The sequence below is a fragment of the Grimontia sedimenti genome (genome assembly GCF_011045095.1).
Lineage (GTDB): Bacteria > Pseudomonadota > Gammaproteobacteria > Enterobacterales > Vibrionaceae > Enterovibrio > Enterovibrio sedimenti.
Window position 1 is genome coordinate 16,665 of the sequence record NZ_JAALDL010000003.1, and the last position, 15,377, is coordinate 32,041.

The 15,377-nt window shown below is 50.6% G+C and carries 14 protein-coding genes; 2 read left to right on the plus strand and 12 right to left on the minus strand.

Annotated elements, in window-relative coordinates:
- Position 1: 1 nt before the first annotated feature.
- The 7 genes from G5S52_RS05410 to G5S52_RS05440 form a co-directional block, all read right to left on the minus strand.
- Positions 2-289, minus strand: a complete 288-nt coding sequence (locus tag G5S52_RS05410) for a UxaA family hydrolase (RefSeq protein WP_002541227.1) — start codon at positions 287-289, stop codon at positions 2-4.
- A gap of 107 nt (positions 290-396) precedes the next feature.
- The gene (locus G5S52_RS05415; RefSeq protein WP_165012136.1) at positions 397-1,404 is read right to left on the minus strand and encodes an alcohol dehydrogenase catalytic domain-containing protein; all 1,008 of its coding nucleotides are present in this window, start codon (positions 1,402-1,404) and stop codon (positions 397-399) included.
- A 23-nt stretch (positions 1,405-1,427) separates the two neighbouring features.
- Positions 1,428-2,204 (minus strand): SDR family NAD(P)-dependent oxidoreductase, encoded by a 777-nt coding sequence (locus G5S52_RS05420; RefSeq protein ID WP_046304665.1) that lies wholly within the window; start codon positions 2,202-2,204, stop codon positions 1,428-1,430.
- Positions 2,205-2,225: 21 nt separating this feature from the next.
- Positions 2,226-3,530 (minus strand): histidinol dehydrogenase, encoded by a 1,305-nt coding sequence (gene hisD / locus G5S52_RS05425; protein ID WP_165012137.1) that lies wholly within the window; start codon positions 3,528-3,530, stop codon positions 2,226-2,228.
- An 86-nt stretch (positions 3,531-3,616) separates the two neighbouring features.
- The gene (locus G5S52_RS05430; RefSeq protein ID WP_002541233.1) at positions 3,617-4,927 is read right to left on the minus strand and encodes a TRAP transporter large permease; all 1,311 of its coding nucleotides are present in this window, start codon (positions 4,925-4,927) and stop codon (positions 3,617-3,619) included.
- An 8-nt stretch (positions 4,928-4,935) separates the two neighbouring features.
- Positions 4,936-5,448: a TRAP transporter small permease gene (locus G5S52_RS05435; RefSeq protein WP_046304668.1), complete on the minus strand. Its 513-nt coding sequence runs from the start codon at positions 5,446-5,448 to the stop codon at positions 4,936-4,938.
- A 90-nt stretch (positions 5,449-5,538) separates the two neighbouring features.
- Positions 5,539-6,693: a TRAP transporter substrate-binding protein gene (locus tag G5S52_RS05440; RefSeq protein ID WP_165012138.1), complete on the minus strand. Its 1,155-nt coding sequence runs from the start codon at positions 6,691-6,693 to the stop codon at positions 5,539-5,541.
- 472 nt (positions 6,694-7,165) lie between these two features.
- On the opposite strand from G5S52_RS05440, the gene G5S52_RS05445 reads away from it, so the two are divergent.
- Positions 7,166-8,230: a LacI family DNA-binding transcriptional regulator gene (locus G5S52_RS05445; protein ID WP_165012139.1), complete on the plus strand. Its 1,065-nt coding sequence runs from the start codon at positions 7,166-7,168 to the stop codon at positions 8,228-8,230.
- A gap of 30 nt (positions 8,231-8,260) precedes the next feature.
- Here G5S52_RS05445 and G5S52_RS05450 read toward each other — a convergent pair whose 3' ends face one another.
- The 3 genes from G5S52_RS05450 to G5S52_RS05460 form a co-directional block, all read right to left on the minus strand.
- On the minus strand, positions 8,261-8,815 hold the full coding sequence (locus tag G5S52_RS05450) for a hypothetical protein (protein ID WP_046304674.1): 555 nt from the start codon (positions 8,813-8,815) through the stop codon (positions 8,261-8,263).
- A 5-nt stretch (positions 8,816-8,820) separates the two neighbouring features.
- Positions 8,821-10,935: an LruC domain-containing protein gene (locus G5S52_RS05455; protein WP_165012140.1), complete on the minus strand. Its 2,115-nt coding sequence runs from the start codon at positions 10,933-10,935 to the stop codon at positions 8,821-8,823.
- 195 nt (positions 10,936-11,130) lie between these two features.
- Positions 11,131-12,030, minus strand: coding sequence for a LysR family transcriptional regulator (locus tag G5S52_RS05460; RefSeq protein ID WP_165012141.1), 900 nt, complete (start codon positions 12,028-12,030; stop codon positions 11,131-11,133).
- Positions 12,031-12,245: 215 nt separating this feature from the next.
- Between G5S52_RS05460 and G5S52_RS05465 the strand changes: the two genes are divergently transcribed.
- Positions 12,246-13,043 carry an SDR family NAD(P)-dependent oxidoreductase gene (locus G5S52_RS05465; RefSeq protein ID WP_165012142.1) on the plus strand — a complete coding sequence of 266 codons (798 nt, stop codon included), beginning with the start codon at positions 12,246-12,248 and terminating at the stop codon, positions 13,041-13,043.
- Positions 13,044-13,101: 58 nt separating this feature from the next.
- On the opposite strand, the gene G5S52_RS05470 is transcribed toward G5S52_RS05465, so the two are convergent.
- The gene (locus G5S52_RS05470; protein WP_165012143.1) at positions 13,102-14,208 is read right to left on the minus strand and encodes an ABC transporter permease; all 1,107 of its coding nucleotides are present in this window, start codon (positions 14,206-14,208) and stop codon (positions 13,102-13,104) included.
- Positions 14,205-15,374, minus strand: a complete 1,170-nt coding sequence (locus G5S52_RS05475; RefSeq protein ID WP_165012144.1) for an ABC transporter permease — start codon at positions 15,372-15,374, stop codon at positions 14,205-14,207. Before G5S52_RS05475 ends, G5S52_RS05470 begins: the two co-directional genes overlap by 4 nt.
- Between the last annotated feature and the right edge of the window lie 3 nt (positions 15,375-15,377).

Consider the following 15,377-nt stretch of genomic DNA (forward strand, 5'->3'; position numbering starts at 1 on the left):
GTTACCACCTCTTGGTTTTCACATTGTGTACGTGTACGTGACCGCCTTTCGCGATGTCTGCGACAGCTTTACCGATATCGTTGTCATACTTAAGAATGGTGTCGCCGTCTTTAATGTCGCTCAGCGCCACTTTGTGGCCGAGAGGGATTGCGTCCAGCGCGAGTACTTCGATGGTGGCATCTGTGTCCATCACCCATCCGGTTAGCGTTTGGCCTGCTTCGAGGCCCTCGACCACAATCACGCCGACAGTGTCAGACGAGTCGTGGACGAGAAAGTCCGGTGCTTGCATTTTCATCTCCTTTTGAATCAAGGTTTAAAACTTACTTCCATATATCCTTGGCGTGGCTGGCATACAGCTTGGGCAATCTGCTTCACCAACCTTGCCTCGGTGTTTGTTTACCCTTCGGGGAGCAACACCACTTTGGCAGCGGCGATGCGTCCGTTAAGTAAATCGTCAAAAGCGTTCGCTCCATCACTAAGCGGGCGCTCCTGAATCCAGTCCAGTGCGCCAAGCGCACCGTTATGCATGGCTTCTAGCGTCGCTTTGAAGTCCTGCATGGTGTAGGTGTAACTGCCTGCGAAGGTGACTTCCTGAAGGGTGAACTTACGAACATCCAGCCCTTCCAAGCTGTCTTGCAGTCCCACATGAATGATCACGCCACCGGGTTTGACCGCCGCTGATGCGCCCATTCGTGTGTGTTTGTTGCCCACGCAATCCACGACGAGATCCATGGTGTTCTCACCGACGACCTGCTCGGCCAGTGGATCGAAAACAGTGGCGACATTGGCCTTTTCCACGGTTTCACGGCGCAGGGCATTGGTTTCAGCCAGATAGATTTGCTTGCAGCCTTGTGCAGCAAGAGAAAGCGCGGCTGCTAGACCCACTGCACCACCGCCATAAACCAATGCTTTGTTTTCCACCAAAGGGCGTTTGCTAAGCTCTGCGCCTTTGGTGACGGCGTGCCAGCCTGTGGCAATCGGCTCAGCCAGTGATGCTGTACTGAGTGACATACCTTCCGGTACCGGCACTAAGTTGCGTTTGGGAATAGCGACAAACTCTGCGAATGCACCCTCCCTTGGCGGCATTGAAATAATCTGGCGAGATTGGCATTGGTTCGCGAAGCCATTCAGGCAGTATTCGCATTCACCACAGCTGACCAGAGGGTTGATGACGACGGCTTTTTGGTCCCATTCGCCACCGTGGACGATACCCGCGCCTTCGTGCCCGAGAATTAATGGGGCAGGGCGTCGCTCGTCGTGACCGAGGTAAGCGTGTAAATCAGATCCGCAAATCCCAACTGCCCGGATTTCGACCAACACTTCGTCTTCCCGTGGTGTTGGTACTTCCTCGTTGCGGTAGGTCATTTGATTTGGACCTGTGTAAACCAGCGCTTTCATATCCATTTCAATTAATCCTTACTGCTTGCCTATTTCGCGGTATAGCCGCCATCAAGAGAAATCATCTGACCTGAGATGTAATCCGAGGCTTTGGAAGCCAAAAACACCGTCAGTCCATCAAAGTCGCTCAGCTCTCCATTGCGTCCAACCGCCGTCATTGATGCGTGGTGCTTGGAGAGTGAATCGTCACTGAACACTTTCTCGGTCAGTGGTGTTTGGAAGAACCCAGGTGCAATGGCATTGGTGGTAATGCCTTCCTTCGACCAGGCTTCTGCCATTGCTCTTGTCAGCTGCGCGACGCCACCTTTTGATGCGCCATAAGGAATCGAATTGGCAAAGGCGCGATAGCTTTGCAGCGAGCCGATATTGATGATTTTTCCGTGGCCTTTTTCCCGCATGCCTGGCAAGCAGGCTTTGGCGAGAAAGAAGGGAACAGACAGGTTGAGGTTCAATGTCATGTCCCAACTTTCCAGCGTGATGTCATCGGCTGGTTGGCGTAGGTTGACGCCAGCGGCATTCACCAGAATGTCTGGTGCGCCAAAGTGCGATGACACTTTTTCAATGAATCGGGGCAGCGTTTCACGCTTGTTAAGGTCAACGGTTTCGATGGCGGCGTCTCCGCCTTCACCGGCAATGGCGACTGCCGTTTGCGCAAGCGTTTCTGCGTGGCGTCCGGAAAGCACCACTTTTGCGCCCGCTTTGGCGAGGGCATAAGCCATGCGTTGTCCGATACCGGAACCCGCTCCCGTCACCAATGCGACTTGACCTTCAAGGTTGAATAGTTGATTTATCATGCTGCCCGTCATCTCAGTCCCTCTTCGTTTTACTTACTCTGGCTGCAGGTTGAACTGCTCGTCAGGGAAGTATTTCGCGAGGCGTGCATCGCCCGTTTTTGCGTGTGCTTCCATGCCTTCAAGGCGGGAAATACGGGCAGTCACTTGCGCCACATCTTTGCTCGCTTCCTTGGTGGAGCGTTGATAGGTCACCACCTTGATGAACTTGCCCGCACTCAGGCCACCGGTGTACTTGGCAGCGCCTTTGGTGGGGAGGATGTGGTTTGGCCCAGAGGTTTTATCGCCAAAGGCCACATTGGTTTCTTCGCCAAGGAAGAGAGAGCCGTAGTTGCGCAGGTTTTGCAGCCACCAATCCAAATCTTCAGCGTGTACTTCCAGGTGCTCAGAGGCGTATTCGTCGCTGACTTTCACGGCTTCTTCTTTGGTGTCGACAAGAATGACTTCGCCGTAATCGCGCCAGGCAGCTTCCGCTGATTTGCTGTTGAGCTCTGGCAGATCAGCAATCAATTCAGGCAGACGTTTCATGACTTTCTCAGCCAACTCTTCTGAATCCGTCAGCAGCCAAGCTGGGGTGTTGGGACCGTGCTCTGCTTGACCCACTAAATCGACCGCGACCAGTTCTGGATCGGCATTTGCGTCTGCAATCACCATCACTTCAGAAGGGCCTGCAAACATGTCGATACCCACACGGCCATAGAGCTGGCGTTTAGCTTCAGCAACGAACTGGTTACCCGGACCAACAAGAATGTCGGCTGGGTGGCCAGTGAACTGACCGAATGCCATGGCAGCGATGCCTTGTACGCCACCTAAGTTCAGGATGGTGTCAGCACCACACAGGCTTAGGGTGTAAAGAATGGCAGGGTGGATACCGCCTTCACGGCCTGGAGGTGAACACGCGATAACATGGTCAACACCGGCTACTTTTGCAGTGGTCACCGACATAATCGCTGATGCGATATGTGAGTAACGGCCGCCCGGCACATAACAACCTGCTGCTTGCATTGGGATCAAACGCTGACCTGCAAACAAGCCCGGCGAAAGTTCAGTTTCAAATTCACTCAGGCTGTCTAGCTGTGCCTGGGCGAAGTCGCGAACGCGCTCATAGGCAAATTGAATATCCTTCTTCAATTGCTCTGGTACTTTCGCTGCTGCCGCGTCGATGTCTTCCTGAGAGACGACAATGTCGCCATGCCAGTTGTCGAATTTACGTGTGTACTCGATGCAGGTTTCTTCTCCACCCTGCTCGATATCCTTGAGCATGTCCGCCACGATTGCGCGAACATCGTCTTCACCTGTTGCAGCAGTTTTTTCTGCTTTTTTCAGATATTTAACAGCCATGTCGATAATTTCCTCGTTAAATTTTGGGCGCAACTTCCCTGTCTGGCTTGTCGGCGACAAGCCAGGGAAGGGTTAGATACGTTGGGTTAGTCGAGTGCCCAGAGCGACAATTCGGGGATAAATGCCAGGAGCAATACCACCGTTAACATGGATATGACGTAGGGCCCCGATCGCGCGGCAATCTTCAGAACCGAGGTCCCCGTTAATCCGGATACAACAAAGAGGTTCAGCCCAAGTGGCGGTGTGATGAAGCCGACACCCAGTGCGGTAACCATCATGATGCAGAACTGCACATCTTCCATGCCGATCTCGCGTGCCAGTGGCAGCAGGATTGGCGACAAAATCAGAATGTTTGGCGTGGTTTCCATAAAGCAGCCTGAGATGATCAAAATACCAATCATGATCAGAATCAGTGCTGTGCGACTATCGGTAAACGATGTCATGGTTTCCACGAAAGCCTGTGGTACATCGAGCGCAGCCAGTGTCTGTGCCAACGGTAGGCTCAGCGCAATAATGGGCAGAATGACGCCGTTTACTTTTGCGGAGCTTTCCAACATTTTCGGGAAATCGCTGATTTTCAGCGTGCCCTGGAAAAGGCCGATAATAATAGTGATAACCACAGCCACTGCGGCCGCTTCTGTCGGAGTAAATACGCCTGAGTAAATACCACCAAGAATGATGACAGGTACCAACAGGGCATAGCGGGCATCTACCACTACTGAAAACCAGCGCTTGATCGAGAAGCCTTGTCTGGCGTTCTCATAACCGTAGATACGGTTCATTACCACGTTAGTCATCATGATGGCGAACATGACCATCACGCCCGGTACAGCGGCTGCTAGGAACAGCGTCGACGCGGAAATACCCAACACCAGACCGATAATGATGTAAGCGATCGACGGCGGGATCAGGATGCCGGTACAGGCACCTGCTGCGACCAGCGCACAGGCATAAGGCTTTGGATAACCCTGCGCCACCAGACGGTCAATGGTCATTCGGCCTACTGCAGCTGCACCTGCCGCATCCGAACCTGAGATACAGGCGAAGAAACCACAGCCTAAAACAGTTGCACTACCAAAACCTGCTCTCGCGCCACCGACACTGGCTTCTGCCACGTCAAGGAGCTTGTTCGAGAGACCGGTTCTCACCAGAACATCACCTGTCAGGATAAAAAGTGGGACGGCAATCAGCGCGAAGGCATCAATACCGTCGAACAGAGATTCACCAAACAAGGACAGAGGTAGCACTTCGGTGATAAATAAGAGGGCAATTGAGCCCAAACCCAGTGATACCCATACCGGCACCGCAAGTGCGATGAGTACCAGCATGGCAATAACAGGGCCATAGAATTCCCAGCCAAGATCGACGGAGACCTGTTGCGAGTAATAATTCAGCATGAGACCTCCTAATCAAACAGCTTGTTGCCTTCGAACACAGGCGTATTCTGTGTGAGGCTGCGGATATCCCGGCGCATAGACTGCATCAGTCGGAATATCATCATGGAGAATCCCAGCGGAACAGCGGCAAGAAACCATGCCTGACTGATCCCCAGACCATGGGTCACAGACCCAAATTTCAGCGATATTTCAATAGGGTGGATTGACCAATAGAGCGCGAATAATGCGACAACCAGTGTGGCGACATCCCCAAGCAGATAAATGGCTGCCTTGCCCCGGTTTGGCAGGTAATGCAGCAAGACATCAATACGTATGTGTGCGCGTTCTTTTACGGCCGCAGACGCACCGACCCAAGCCAGATAGATAAAGGCATACCTTGCAACTTCTTCGCCCCAGATGGAGGAGTAGCTGAAGACAAAGCGTCTTAGTACTTCCATGGCGATGGTAATGACGATGGTGGTGTAGAAGAACAACAGCAACCAGCGCTCACCATTTTCGTCGATTTGTTTTAAGAAATTCATTGCGTTCGTCCAACGTCCGTTTCAGAGAGAGTGGGAGCCATTTGGGTGCGCTAGGAGAAACGTCCACCCAAATGGCGGTTTACTCAGCTATTAAACGTCGTGAACGAATGGACCTTTGTTTTCGTTCGCCGCTGCAAGCAGTTTATCGAATGCAGCTTTAGACCCAGCAAGTTCGTTTTTGAACGAATCCCAAGCGGGTAGCTGATGGCCTGCTTTGTCAGCCCACAGCTTCATCTCGTCAGCGTTCGGTGCATAGAATTGAACCCCAGCACGGCTCAGTTCAGCCATGGCATAGGCACGTGCAGCAGGAACTTTCGCCAAGTTTTGCAACGAGGTCACTTCACTGGCGAACTCAATACCTTCCTGAATGTGGCCCGGGAGGCTGTTAAACCACTCTAAGTTACAAGAGAAGACTTGTGAGTCTGGTACTGAGCGGTTGAAGGTGACCCAGGAAAGCACATCCTTGAAGCCGAAGACATTCAGCGCTTCTACCGAAGGGTCAAGGGCATCTGCCACGCCTTGTTTGATTGCTGACGGTGTTTCACCCCAGGCAACTGGTGTCGGGTTTGCGCCCAACAGACGGTAGAATTGCTGAAGGATTTTCGAACCCGGTACACGGAATTTGATGCCTTCCATTTGATCTGGGGTTTTGATTGGACCTTCAAGACCATTTCGAATAGCGACAACGCGTGGGTCGATCACCACATACCAAAGCGGTTTGAAGCCTTTCGCCTCTACTTTCGGGTGGATTTCGTTCTTCCATGCGTCAGATGTAACCAAGTTGACGAATTTCTGGTTCTCACCACACCAGTAAGGAATGTTGATGAGGTCAACAGCAGGAGCAAAAGGCGCAAAGTTAGAGAGAGAGTGTTGAGCGGCCTGAATGGTGCCTGCCTGTACTTTTTGCGCTAATGCGCCACCAGCACCCAGTTGACCACCCGGTGCCAGTTTTACGTAAACTTCACCGTTGGTCATGTTCTGGATGTTTTCTTTGAAATCCAGCTGCATGATAGGGTAGCTGCGGGATGCACCGATGATGTATGCCGTAGCAATGGTCATGGTGTATTTAGCTCGCTTCTGTCGTTCTTTTTCTTCATTAGCCGCAGCGTGTGCGGTGGTTGAGGTCAACAAGGCCCCCGAGGCACCTGCGACGACAGCTGCCGTAAAACCTGCTTTTTTTGCAATTTCCAGGAAACGGCGACGCTCTGCACTTTGTGGGGAGTCATCCTTATGGTGAACAGACATATATCTACTTCCTTTCTGCTTTTTATCGTAATTCTGTCGCACGGCCATCAGCTTCCTTTTCGGCTGACAACATAGCGAGACGAAAGTCAGCGAAGCAAGGAGAAGTAAAAGGAACTCCCCGACATCACCGACGCGAACTATGGATGTGGACCCAGAAGCGATCTGAAATTTGGTGGCAATCACATTGAGGAAATAGAGTGAAAAAAGCACCGCGGGTAGTATGTAGCGTTTCCTTAACGTCATGTTGCATTGCCTCGCTGTTATCAGTCGTGTTGGCTTGCAGTCGCCATTTTGTAGTTATAGCACTCACCAATCTTGTAAAATGATTGTTAAATGTAAGCGCTTACATTGTGAAGATAGAAGAGGGGTTGAACGACTGTCAAGTTTTTGGCGGTAAAATTTTTGTGTAACGCTATAATTAGGTAAGTTGCGGTTTATAAATCCCAAAAGTGAGTCAACGATATAACTTTCTATGACAAAAGAGACTCAATCAGCGCGTAAGCGCTTACAAAAACGACCGTCAGATGCGCCAACGGCGGAAGATGTTGCGATTGCAGCAGGGGTGTCGACGGCGACTGTATCCCGCTATTTGGCAAACCCTACGTCTGTGAGTGAGAAGCGGGGCGCCTTGATTCGGTCGGCGATTGAATCACTTGGCTATATTCCCCATGGTGCTGCTCAAGCGCTGGCCTCTCAACGTTCACGAACCATCGGTGTTATCGTCCCCACCTTAGACAACGCGATCTTTGCGGAAGGTATTCAGGCTTTTCAACGTAGGTTGCAGGAAAAAGGTTATACCCTGTTTATTGCGAGCTCCGATTATTCGACAGAAGAAGAGCTGGCTCAGGCAGAGCGTTTGATCACCCGTGGCGTAGAAGGTCTGATGCTGGTGGGTGCTGAACACCAGCCTCAGCTTTTCGATATTCTTCATAAAAAACAGCTCCCATACCTGTATACATGGTCTTTCAAGCCTGAGTTACCTCATCCTTGTATAGGGTTTGATAACTATCGGGCATCAGCCAGGGCGACGCAGTTTCTTATTGATCTGGGGCATAAGGATTTCGCAGCCATTCCGGGTATTACCAAGCTGAATGACAGACCTAAAGATCGTATCGCTGGATGTATAGAGACGCTGAGAAAAGCGGGAATAGCCCTGACCTCGGACAGGATCATTGAATGTCGTTATGATTTAGCGGAAAGCCGTCAAGCACTGAGAAAGCTGATGGAATTAACACCAAGACCAACAGCCATTGTTTGCGGTAACGACATAATTGCCATGGGCGCATTGCTGGAAGCGCAGTCGCTTGGCCTGCGGATTCCGGAAGATATCTCGATTGTTGGTTTTGATGATGTGGCCATGGCGTCTCATATCCAACCCGCTCTCACGACCATGCAAGTACCTTCGCGGGAAATGGGTGAGAAAGCCGCAGACTATTTGCTGGCAAAACTCGCGGGTGAGCCCGTGAGTGACACACTGGAACTTGAGGCTAAATTAGTGGTTCGTGAAACCACAGCAGCAATAAAAACAGGCGGGTAATACCCGCCTGTTTTTTACTTAGCTCGAAGGTTACCAAACCCAACTGGACTGCTCGTTATTGATCCGTGTTTGGATAGGAGTGGTGCCATCATAGAAGAAGACCTCGGCCAGCATGTAGTATTGGGAATCGGCCAAGGGGTAGGTGAGGGAAGCCAATCCGTTTTCTACATCGGCCGAGGTGATTCGGCTGTTGTAATCTGCACTGTAAGAACCATCATCATTCTGGGTGAAGCCACCGTAAATGGAGATATATCCTTTGCTGGTGGTGTAGCTGCTGATATCAATATCTACGCTTTGTGAATCGACAGAGTCATAACTGAAATCCGCGGGTACGACCATCTCAGACATATTTGTGGCAGAACTCAGCACCGTCGGAGGGATGGTCACATCTGCACCAGAAGTATCTGTCATCATGCCTAGAGGCGTTGTGTTAGATGTGCCAGAACTTGTTGTATCTGAACCAGTTGTACTGGAGTCCGTCGAAGAAGTACTACCGCTGCCTGATGGGGCAGTATCACCGCCTCCACCCCCACCACATGCGGTGAGTAAACCTGCCAGAGCTAGTGTGATAAGTGAATATTTCATGTCAGTTACTCCTCTGGCTCGTAGATTTTGTTTTCGGCTGCATTTTCTTCCGCATGCCAGGTGGTATTCGATAGACCGCTGCTTTCTGTGTAGCCTGCGAACAATGGGTAAGCCTGAATCAAGTCGATATGTTCTTGTGGCCATTTCCATTCATCAGTGATGAGCAGAACCCAAGGGAGGTTAGTGCTGGTTTTGTAGTAGCGGTTTTCTGCCGGAACACTGTCGTCGTCCTGCCATCCATAGAGGAAGGTATCGAACTGCTCTGTTGGTGCTTGGTCAGGCAGGTGGATTTCCAGGCCTCGTCCTGGGTTGTACCAGATACCATCACGCACATAACTGCCTGGGGTCGAGAAGATAAATGGGTCGTAAGGCATATCCACTAAACCGTAGGTGTTGACGCCCTCGTTGGTATAGATATCAATCTCGAACTCAAATGACAGGGCTTCCTGACAGTACTGGGCGGTGCGGTAGAAATTACATTCACCCGTCGGGATCTTGGTTTTCAAATCCTCATCAATGATGAAGATCGCTTCTGTCGAATCAGTCTCCAATCCATTGTTTTCCTGCGCGACGCCATTGTGCTTGAGCGTTGTGGCAGCGCTGTTAATGTCGGCCTGATTGAGGCCAGGAAGACGAATCGCAAAACCGTTGTGATAGCCCGCGCCATAGGCAGCGAGGTAGCCGGTGATCAAAATGCGTGTTGCCTGGTTGTCTTCATCAAGTGTTTCTGTGATTCGGAAACGGACCACCACATCATTCATGTCGTAATCGCCTTCTTTTGGCCAGTTATCCTCGTAGGCAATCGTGGCATAGCCTTGCTGACTAGGGTAATGCACCAACGTGGTACCGGTTTTCATCACTGTGACTGGGTGGTCTTCCACCTCGCCCGTGGTCGCACCGCCAAAGTAATCCAAGCCGGACTGTTCTGCGAAACGGAAGCGGCTGTAGGTGGATCCGATTGCCGCATCAACAGGAACAGATATTGAAAGGGTGTTTGCACCTGCTGACAGTAAACTGTCGCTGATGATTTTCTCACCACTGTCTTCAAAATCACCGTCAGCATTCCAGTCAATCCATGCTGATAAGTAGCCTTGCGTTGAAGCCTGCACCGATATAATGGCGCTCTCGCCAGCTTCCAATGCCGTAACGAAACCGACACCGTCTTCGTCAGCGGTACCTGCTTTGTTATCATCAAGTGGTGAGAGAAGACCGTCTCCTTCGCTATCTGGTGCGACCGAACCAAGGTAATAGGCAGTGTCTACCTGATGACGTGGACCGTTAGAGGCAAGCAAAGTCAGGTAGCTATCTGGCGCATCACCGAAGTCAATGGTGGAATCTTCATCAATCACAGGAGCGTTCGCACAACGTGCACCGTCGTTTTGGCCAGAAGCTGGGCCGTCCGCAAATTTAACCGCCGTGATATCGCCATCAGCGCCATAGTCAGAGAGGTCAATACGGAAGATGTCCCCGTCACTGTTACGTGAAACGTAGAAATAGCCGTTAACATCGAAATATCCCGCACCGAATGTCCCGGTTATACCTGCATTACCAACCAGGGTGGTGCTGCCATCTGTGGTATCAAACAAATAGACGTTGCCGCTTTGGTTGTCGATGCCGTAAAGACCGCCGTTGCCTGGGTGGAAAGCGAAGTCGGTCAATCTGACCGAAGCAGTTGTTGTGATTCTCTCCATCTCCAAAGTAGCATTCGGGTCACTGTCCAATGGGCTCAAATCGATTTTGAACAGCCCTTTGCCTTGGCGGTATAGATAATAGGTATGGTCATACACGTCACCCACGTAGAAGGTGTGATCGGTGGGTAAACCAGTCACATCCAATATCTCAGCCTGAAAGTCTTGTCCCAGTCTGACGATTTGTTTGTTGTTGGTGTCGTAGCCGTATATGTATCTGTCTTCGAAGTCGAAACCGACACCGTTAATGTTGGCGTTCAGACCAGTGTCAGACTGCAGCAAGCTTGTTTCACCAGTGACGAGGTTGACGCCGTAAACTTGCACGGGGCTTGATTGGAACAGGTAAGCTTTGCTGGGACACGTATCAAACGGCGTTGCGTAGGCAACGGGCGACATCAACGCTAGCGCGAGAGGTATGGCACGTCGAGACATAAGTTGCTCCAGGATTTGAAAATGTTAATGACCCTGTTTCAAAGAGCGTGCCATTTTTAATTTACTGATATTTAGTGATTTATTATTGTGAGAATCAGTCTGGAATAGGCTTTTTTCTCAGATTGACAGTCATAAGAAAAGGGACGGAATACTGATTTCTCAATATGAGAAATCAGTATTCCGTCGTATGGTGAGTTAGCTGCTTTCTCCCCAACAACGCATGTTTTCAAAGCGTTGGGCAAAGTAATCAATAAATGCACGCACCTTGGGGGCCAGTTGCCTTGAACTTGGGTAGACAGCCCAAATTGCAGTGTCTGATTCAAGCGGGTAGTTCTCTAGAATTCTCACGAGTTCACCACGTTCCAATTGCTCGTGTACTGCCCAATTTGAACAAACAGAAATGCCAATTCCTTCAATACAGGCGTCCCTAACAGCTTCACCGTTGTCGGTTCTCAACAAACTCTTCACTTTGATGCTTTCAAGCCCGCTGGGTGTTCGAAATACCAGTTGTTCCAAAGAAGGGAGTTGAACAAAAGAGTGAGAGCTGAGCTCCTTTAGGGTTTCTGGCCTGCCGTTTTCAGCAATATAAGACGGTGAGGCACACAGCATTCGGTTATCCGGTGCAAGCTTACGCGCGATGAGACTGGAATCCTTGAGCTCGGCATTTCGAATGGCGATATCAAAGCCGCCTTCAACCAGATCGACAATGGAATCAGACAAGCGTAGGTCGAGTGAAAGATCGGGGTATTCCTCCAAAAAACCTTTTAGCCCGGGAATAAGGTGCATTCGTCCAAAAGAGGCAGGGGCGGTTATTCGAAGTGTACCCCGAGGTGAGGTTGTTCCCGCGCCGACCGAGGCGCACGCCGCCTCGACACTCGCCAACACATCTTCTGCATGAGGCAAAAAGGCAATGCCTTCTTCGGTCAGCGAGACTTTTCGTGTGGTGCGATGCACTAATCGCACGCCCATGGACTCTTCGAGCTTGTTAATGTGCGCACTGGACACCGCAGGTGAAAGGCCAAGCTCGGCGCCCGCGGCACTGATGTTGTTTGTCGAGGCTAACCGGACAAAGAGTTTGAGGTGTTCGATATTCATCATTATCAATAAAAATTAAAAAGTGATTCTTTATATTCTGTGATTACTAATAAAAGCATATTGAATATGATTACAGCATAACCAATGTAGTAGCAATCGCTAAAGCAGAGACAAGATGACATCCCGTGTCATGGTAAAGCTATTAAGCTCAGATGGTTGAAAGCTGTTGCTGCCATAGTGAAGGGTGGAGCGATAAACAAGGAACAGGGCAAACAATGACAAAAACGATTCTAATTACAGGTGCAACAGACGGTATCGGGCTGGAAACCGCTAAACTACTGGCTTCTCAAGGTCACAATATCTTGCTACATGGGCGTAGCGCCGCCAAGCTGGAAAATGCAAAAGCCCAAGTTCAGGGGATCGCAGGTGTCGGTAATGTGGAAACTTATCTGGCAGATTTGTCGAACCTGAAGGATGTAGAAAAGTTTGCAGATGAAGTCGTGGCAAACCATACATCGTTGGATGTGCTGATTAACAACGCGGGTATTTTCCGAACTTCCTCGCCAATCACCGAAGATGGATTCGACGTGCGGTTTGTTGTTAACACAATCGCGCCTTACCTGCTCACCAAGCACTTGCTGACGTTGCTTGGACGAGAAGGGCGTGTTGTTAACCTGTCTTCTGCCGCGCAAGCACCCGTCAACATCTCTGCAATGAAAGGTGGAGTGAGAGTGGGTGATGAGTTTTCGGCTTACGCGCAAAGCAAGTTGGCTATCACCATGTGGACGCAAAAACTGGCGAGTGATTTGGGTGCCGATGGTCCAATGCTGGTGGCCGTTAACCCAGGTTCAATGCTCGGCAGTAAAATGGTAACAGAAGGCTTTGGCGTGGCAGGCGGTGATATTGGTATCGGTGCTGATATTCTCGCTCGAGCCTCGCTGAGCGACGAATTCGCTGACGCTTCCGGTAAGTACTATGACAATGATTCGCATCGCTTTGCTGCTCCGCACTCTGAAGCTGCGAATGGCGCTAAAGTAGACGCGGTTGTCGAAGCGATTGAGTCGCTAATTTAAGTGATAAGTGCTAATTGAAAAAGACCCCCGCTTTTAGCGGGGGTCTTTTTTGTTGGGGCTAGTTTGTTGTACGTCTGGTTTTTGCCAACAGGGCGATAGCGCCGAAAACCACAGTCAGTAACCATAGTTGGGAAAGGTGGCCTAGCTGGCTTTGAATCGTCGCGCCCATTTGATTGAGCTGGATAGTCGCCTGAATGGCAGGTGTGGAGGGTGCCAATTGCGCCAAAGCATTTAACCACACTGGCAGTTCACTGCTTGGCCAGACAAATCCTGATGTAAACAGCAGAGGCATCGAACTTAACAACACCGTTAAGGTAATGATTTCCGGCCTTGAAAGACATTTTCCCATCACCGTACCTAGGCCAATCGTTGCCAGCAAAAAAGGCATCATAATGATGATGAGATTTACAGGCTCTGCCAAACGATTAACCCCGTTAATCTCAAGGCTGGCACCCAGATAGTACATTGCCATTACACTGTAAATCGCAGTAAGAATGCAGGTTCGCGCGATCAGATTTTTCGCCCCGTTATGTGGGTTTACGCTGGTCAGCATGCCGGAAGAGATCAGCAGAGTTTGCTGCAAGATCAGGATAAACACACCGGGAACCACATAATTTCCGTAACCCGTTGTTGGGTTATAAACCGGCACCAAATTTAGTGAGAACGGTGTTATCTGCTTGGTTGCTGCTTCCATTGGCGTATCTTGCATCATGGCGCGCGTCGTTTTTACTGACGCGCCAAGTGTGTTACCTGCATTGACGACACCTTCTGCGATGGTGCCGTAGGTCAGGAAAAATGAAGCGTCTCCTCCTACTGAAATCACTGGGCTTTTACCCATCAACAGGTCGCGGTAGAAGTGCTGTGGAACCACAACGACACCTTCGATATCACCACCGGCAATTTGAGCGCTGGTTTCCGTCTCTGTGCCCAATCTCATCGCGACAGAAAGCTGTGGGGTGGCATCCAACTTTCTAACGAACGTGCGGCTTTCCTGACTGTTATCGTGATCGACAACCGCAACACGAAGTTCGCGTGGGAGTTGGTTTTGATACGGCAATGGGTAAAGCAGTGAATAGATAATGATGCCGCCAAACACGGTGAAAACCACTGCTGGATTGGTAAACAGTGCCTTCAGTTCTTGCTTAAACAACGCAGTCCAATTCATATGCCAGCCTCCTGAATTAGCGTCGCTGAGCGGCAGAGCCGTTTGAGTTTTGCGGCGACAAGTAGCCAAATCAGGCTGAAAGACGCTAAAGCGAGAAGCATGGGCTGCATTTGTATCAGTGTCGCGCCATAGTTGAACTGGCCAATTTGAACCGTGATGTAATGACTCACTGGTAACATTGCGCGCCAACACTGCGCCAGAAACGGCATGTCACTGGCTGGAAAGCTCACTCCCATAAACGCAAAGGCCGGCGCAGTAAAACCTGCGACCAAACTCATCGCACGGGTTGCATCGCGTGTGCTTAAATACAGCAAGGAACCTACCGCGAGACCTGCTGACACCATCAAGCCTTGTGAGGCGAAAAGTAACGTCCAGCTTCCGTTCATTGGCCAGCCCAACCCAAAGTGCATGGTGATGGCGAACACAACGCCCATCAGCCAAAGCGGAATAAGCAAGCCTGTTACTTTGGCAACTAGCGCTGATAACAAACCTTGCTTGAAGTGATTTTCCAGCCCTACGCGTTTGTCGGTCAGTGCCATGGAAAGCATGCCGCTCGCGACAATCACAATTTGCCAAAGTGCGGGAATAATCGCGGAGACAAGGAACTGCGCGTAGTTAGTGCCGTTATTAAACAGCGGCACTAGTTGAAAACGGACAGGCACAGACTGTCCTGCTGCTTGAGTGGAAACCGTCGTGCCATGCAGCATTTTCCCTTTGGTTTCGACCATGGCCGCAAAGGTACTTTGGCTTTGGGTAATCGCTGCATTCACCAGTTTACCAATCAGAATATACTGGCTGTTGTAGAAGGCAGTCACTTCTGGGCTTTCGCCGCGAACAGTGGCTTTCTCAAAGTCTGAGGGAATGATGACGGTAGCGTAGGTCCCAGCATTATTCAGTGAAGCGGTCGCTTCTTGAACGCTGGTGAAACTACGAGTTTCCAATGTAGGACTGGCGTCGTAGTAACGTGTGAGGCTCCGCGACATGGCACTATGGTCAAGATCAACGACGCCGATTGGCAAATCGCGCCCTGTGCCTGATGAGAAAATAGCCCACACCAACAGAAACAACGCCAGGGGTAACCAGCCCAGCAGGGCGGTTAGCCACTTATCTGACGAAGTTAATCGCCACTCATCTAGAAGCCGTGACGCAAACGAAGGTTTGTCCATGGT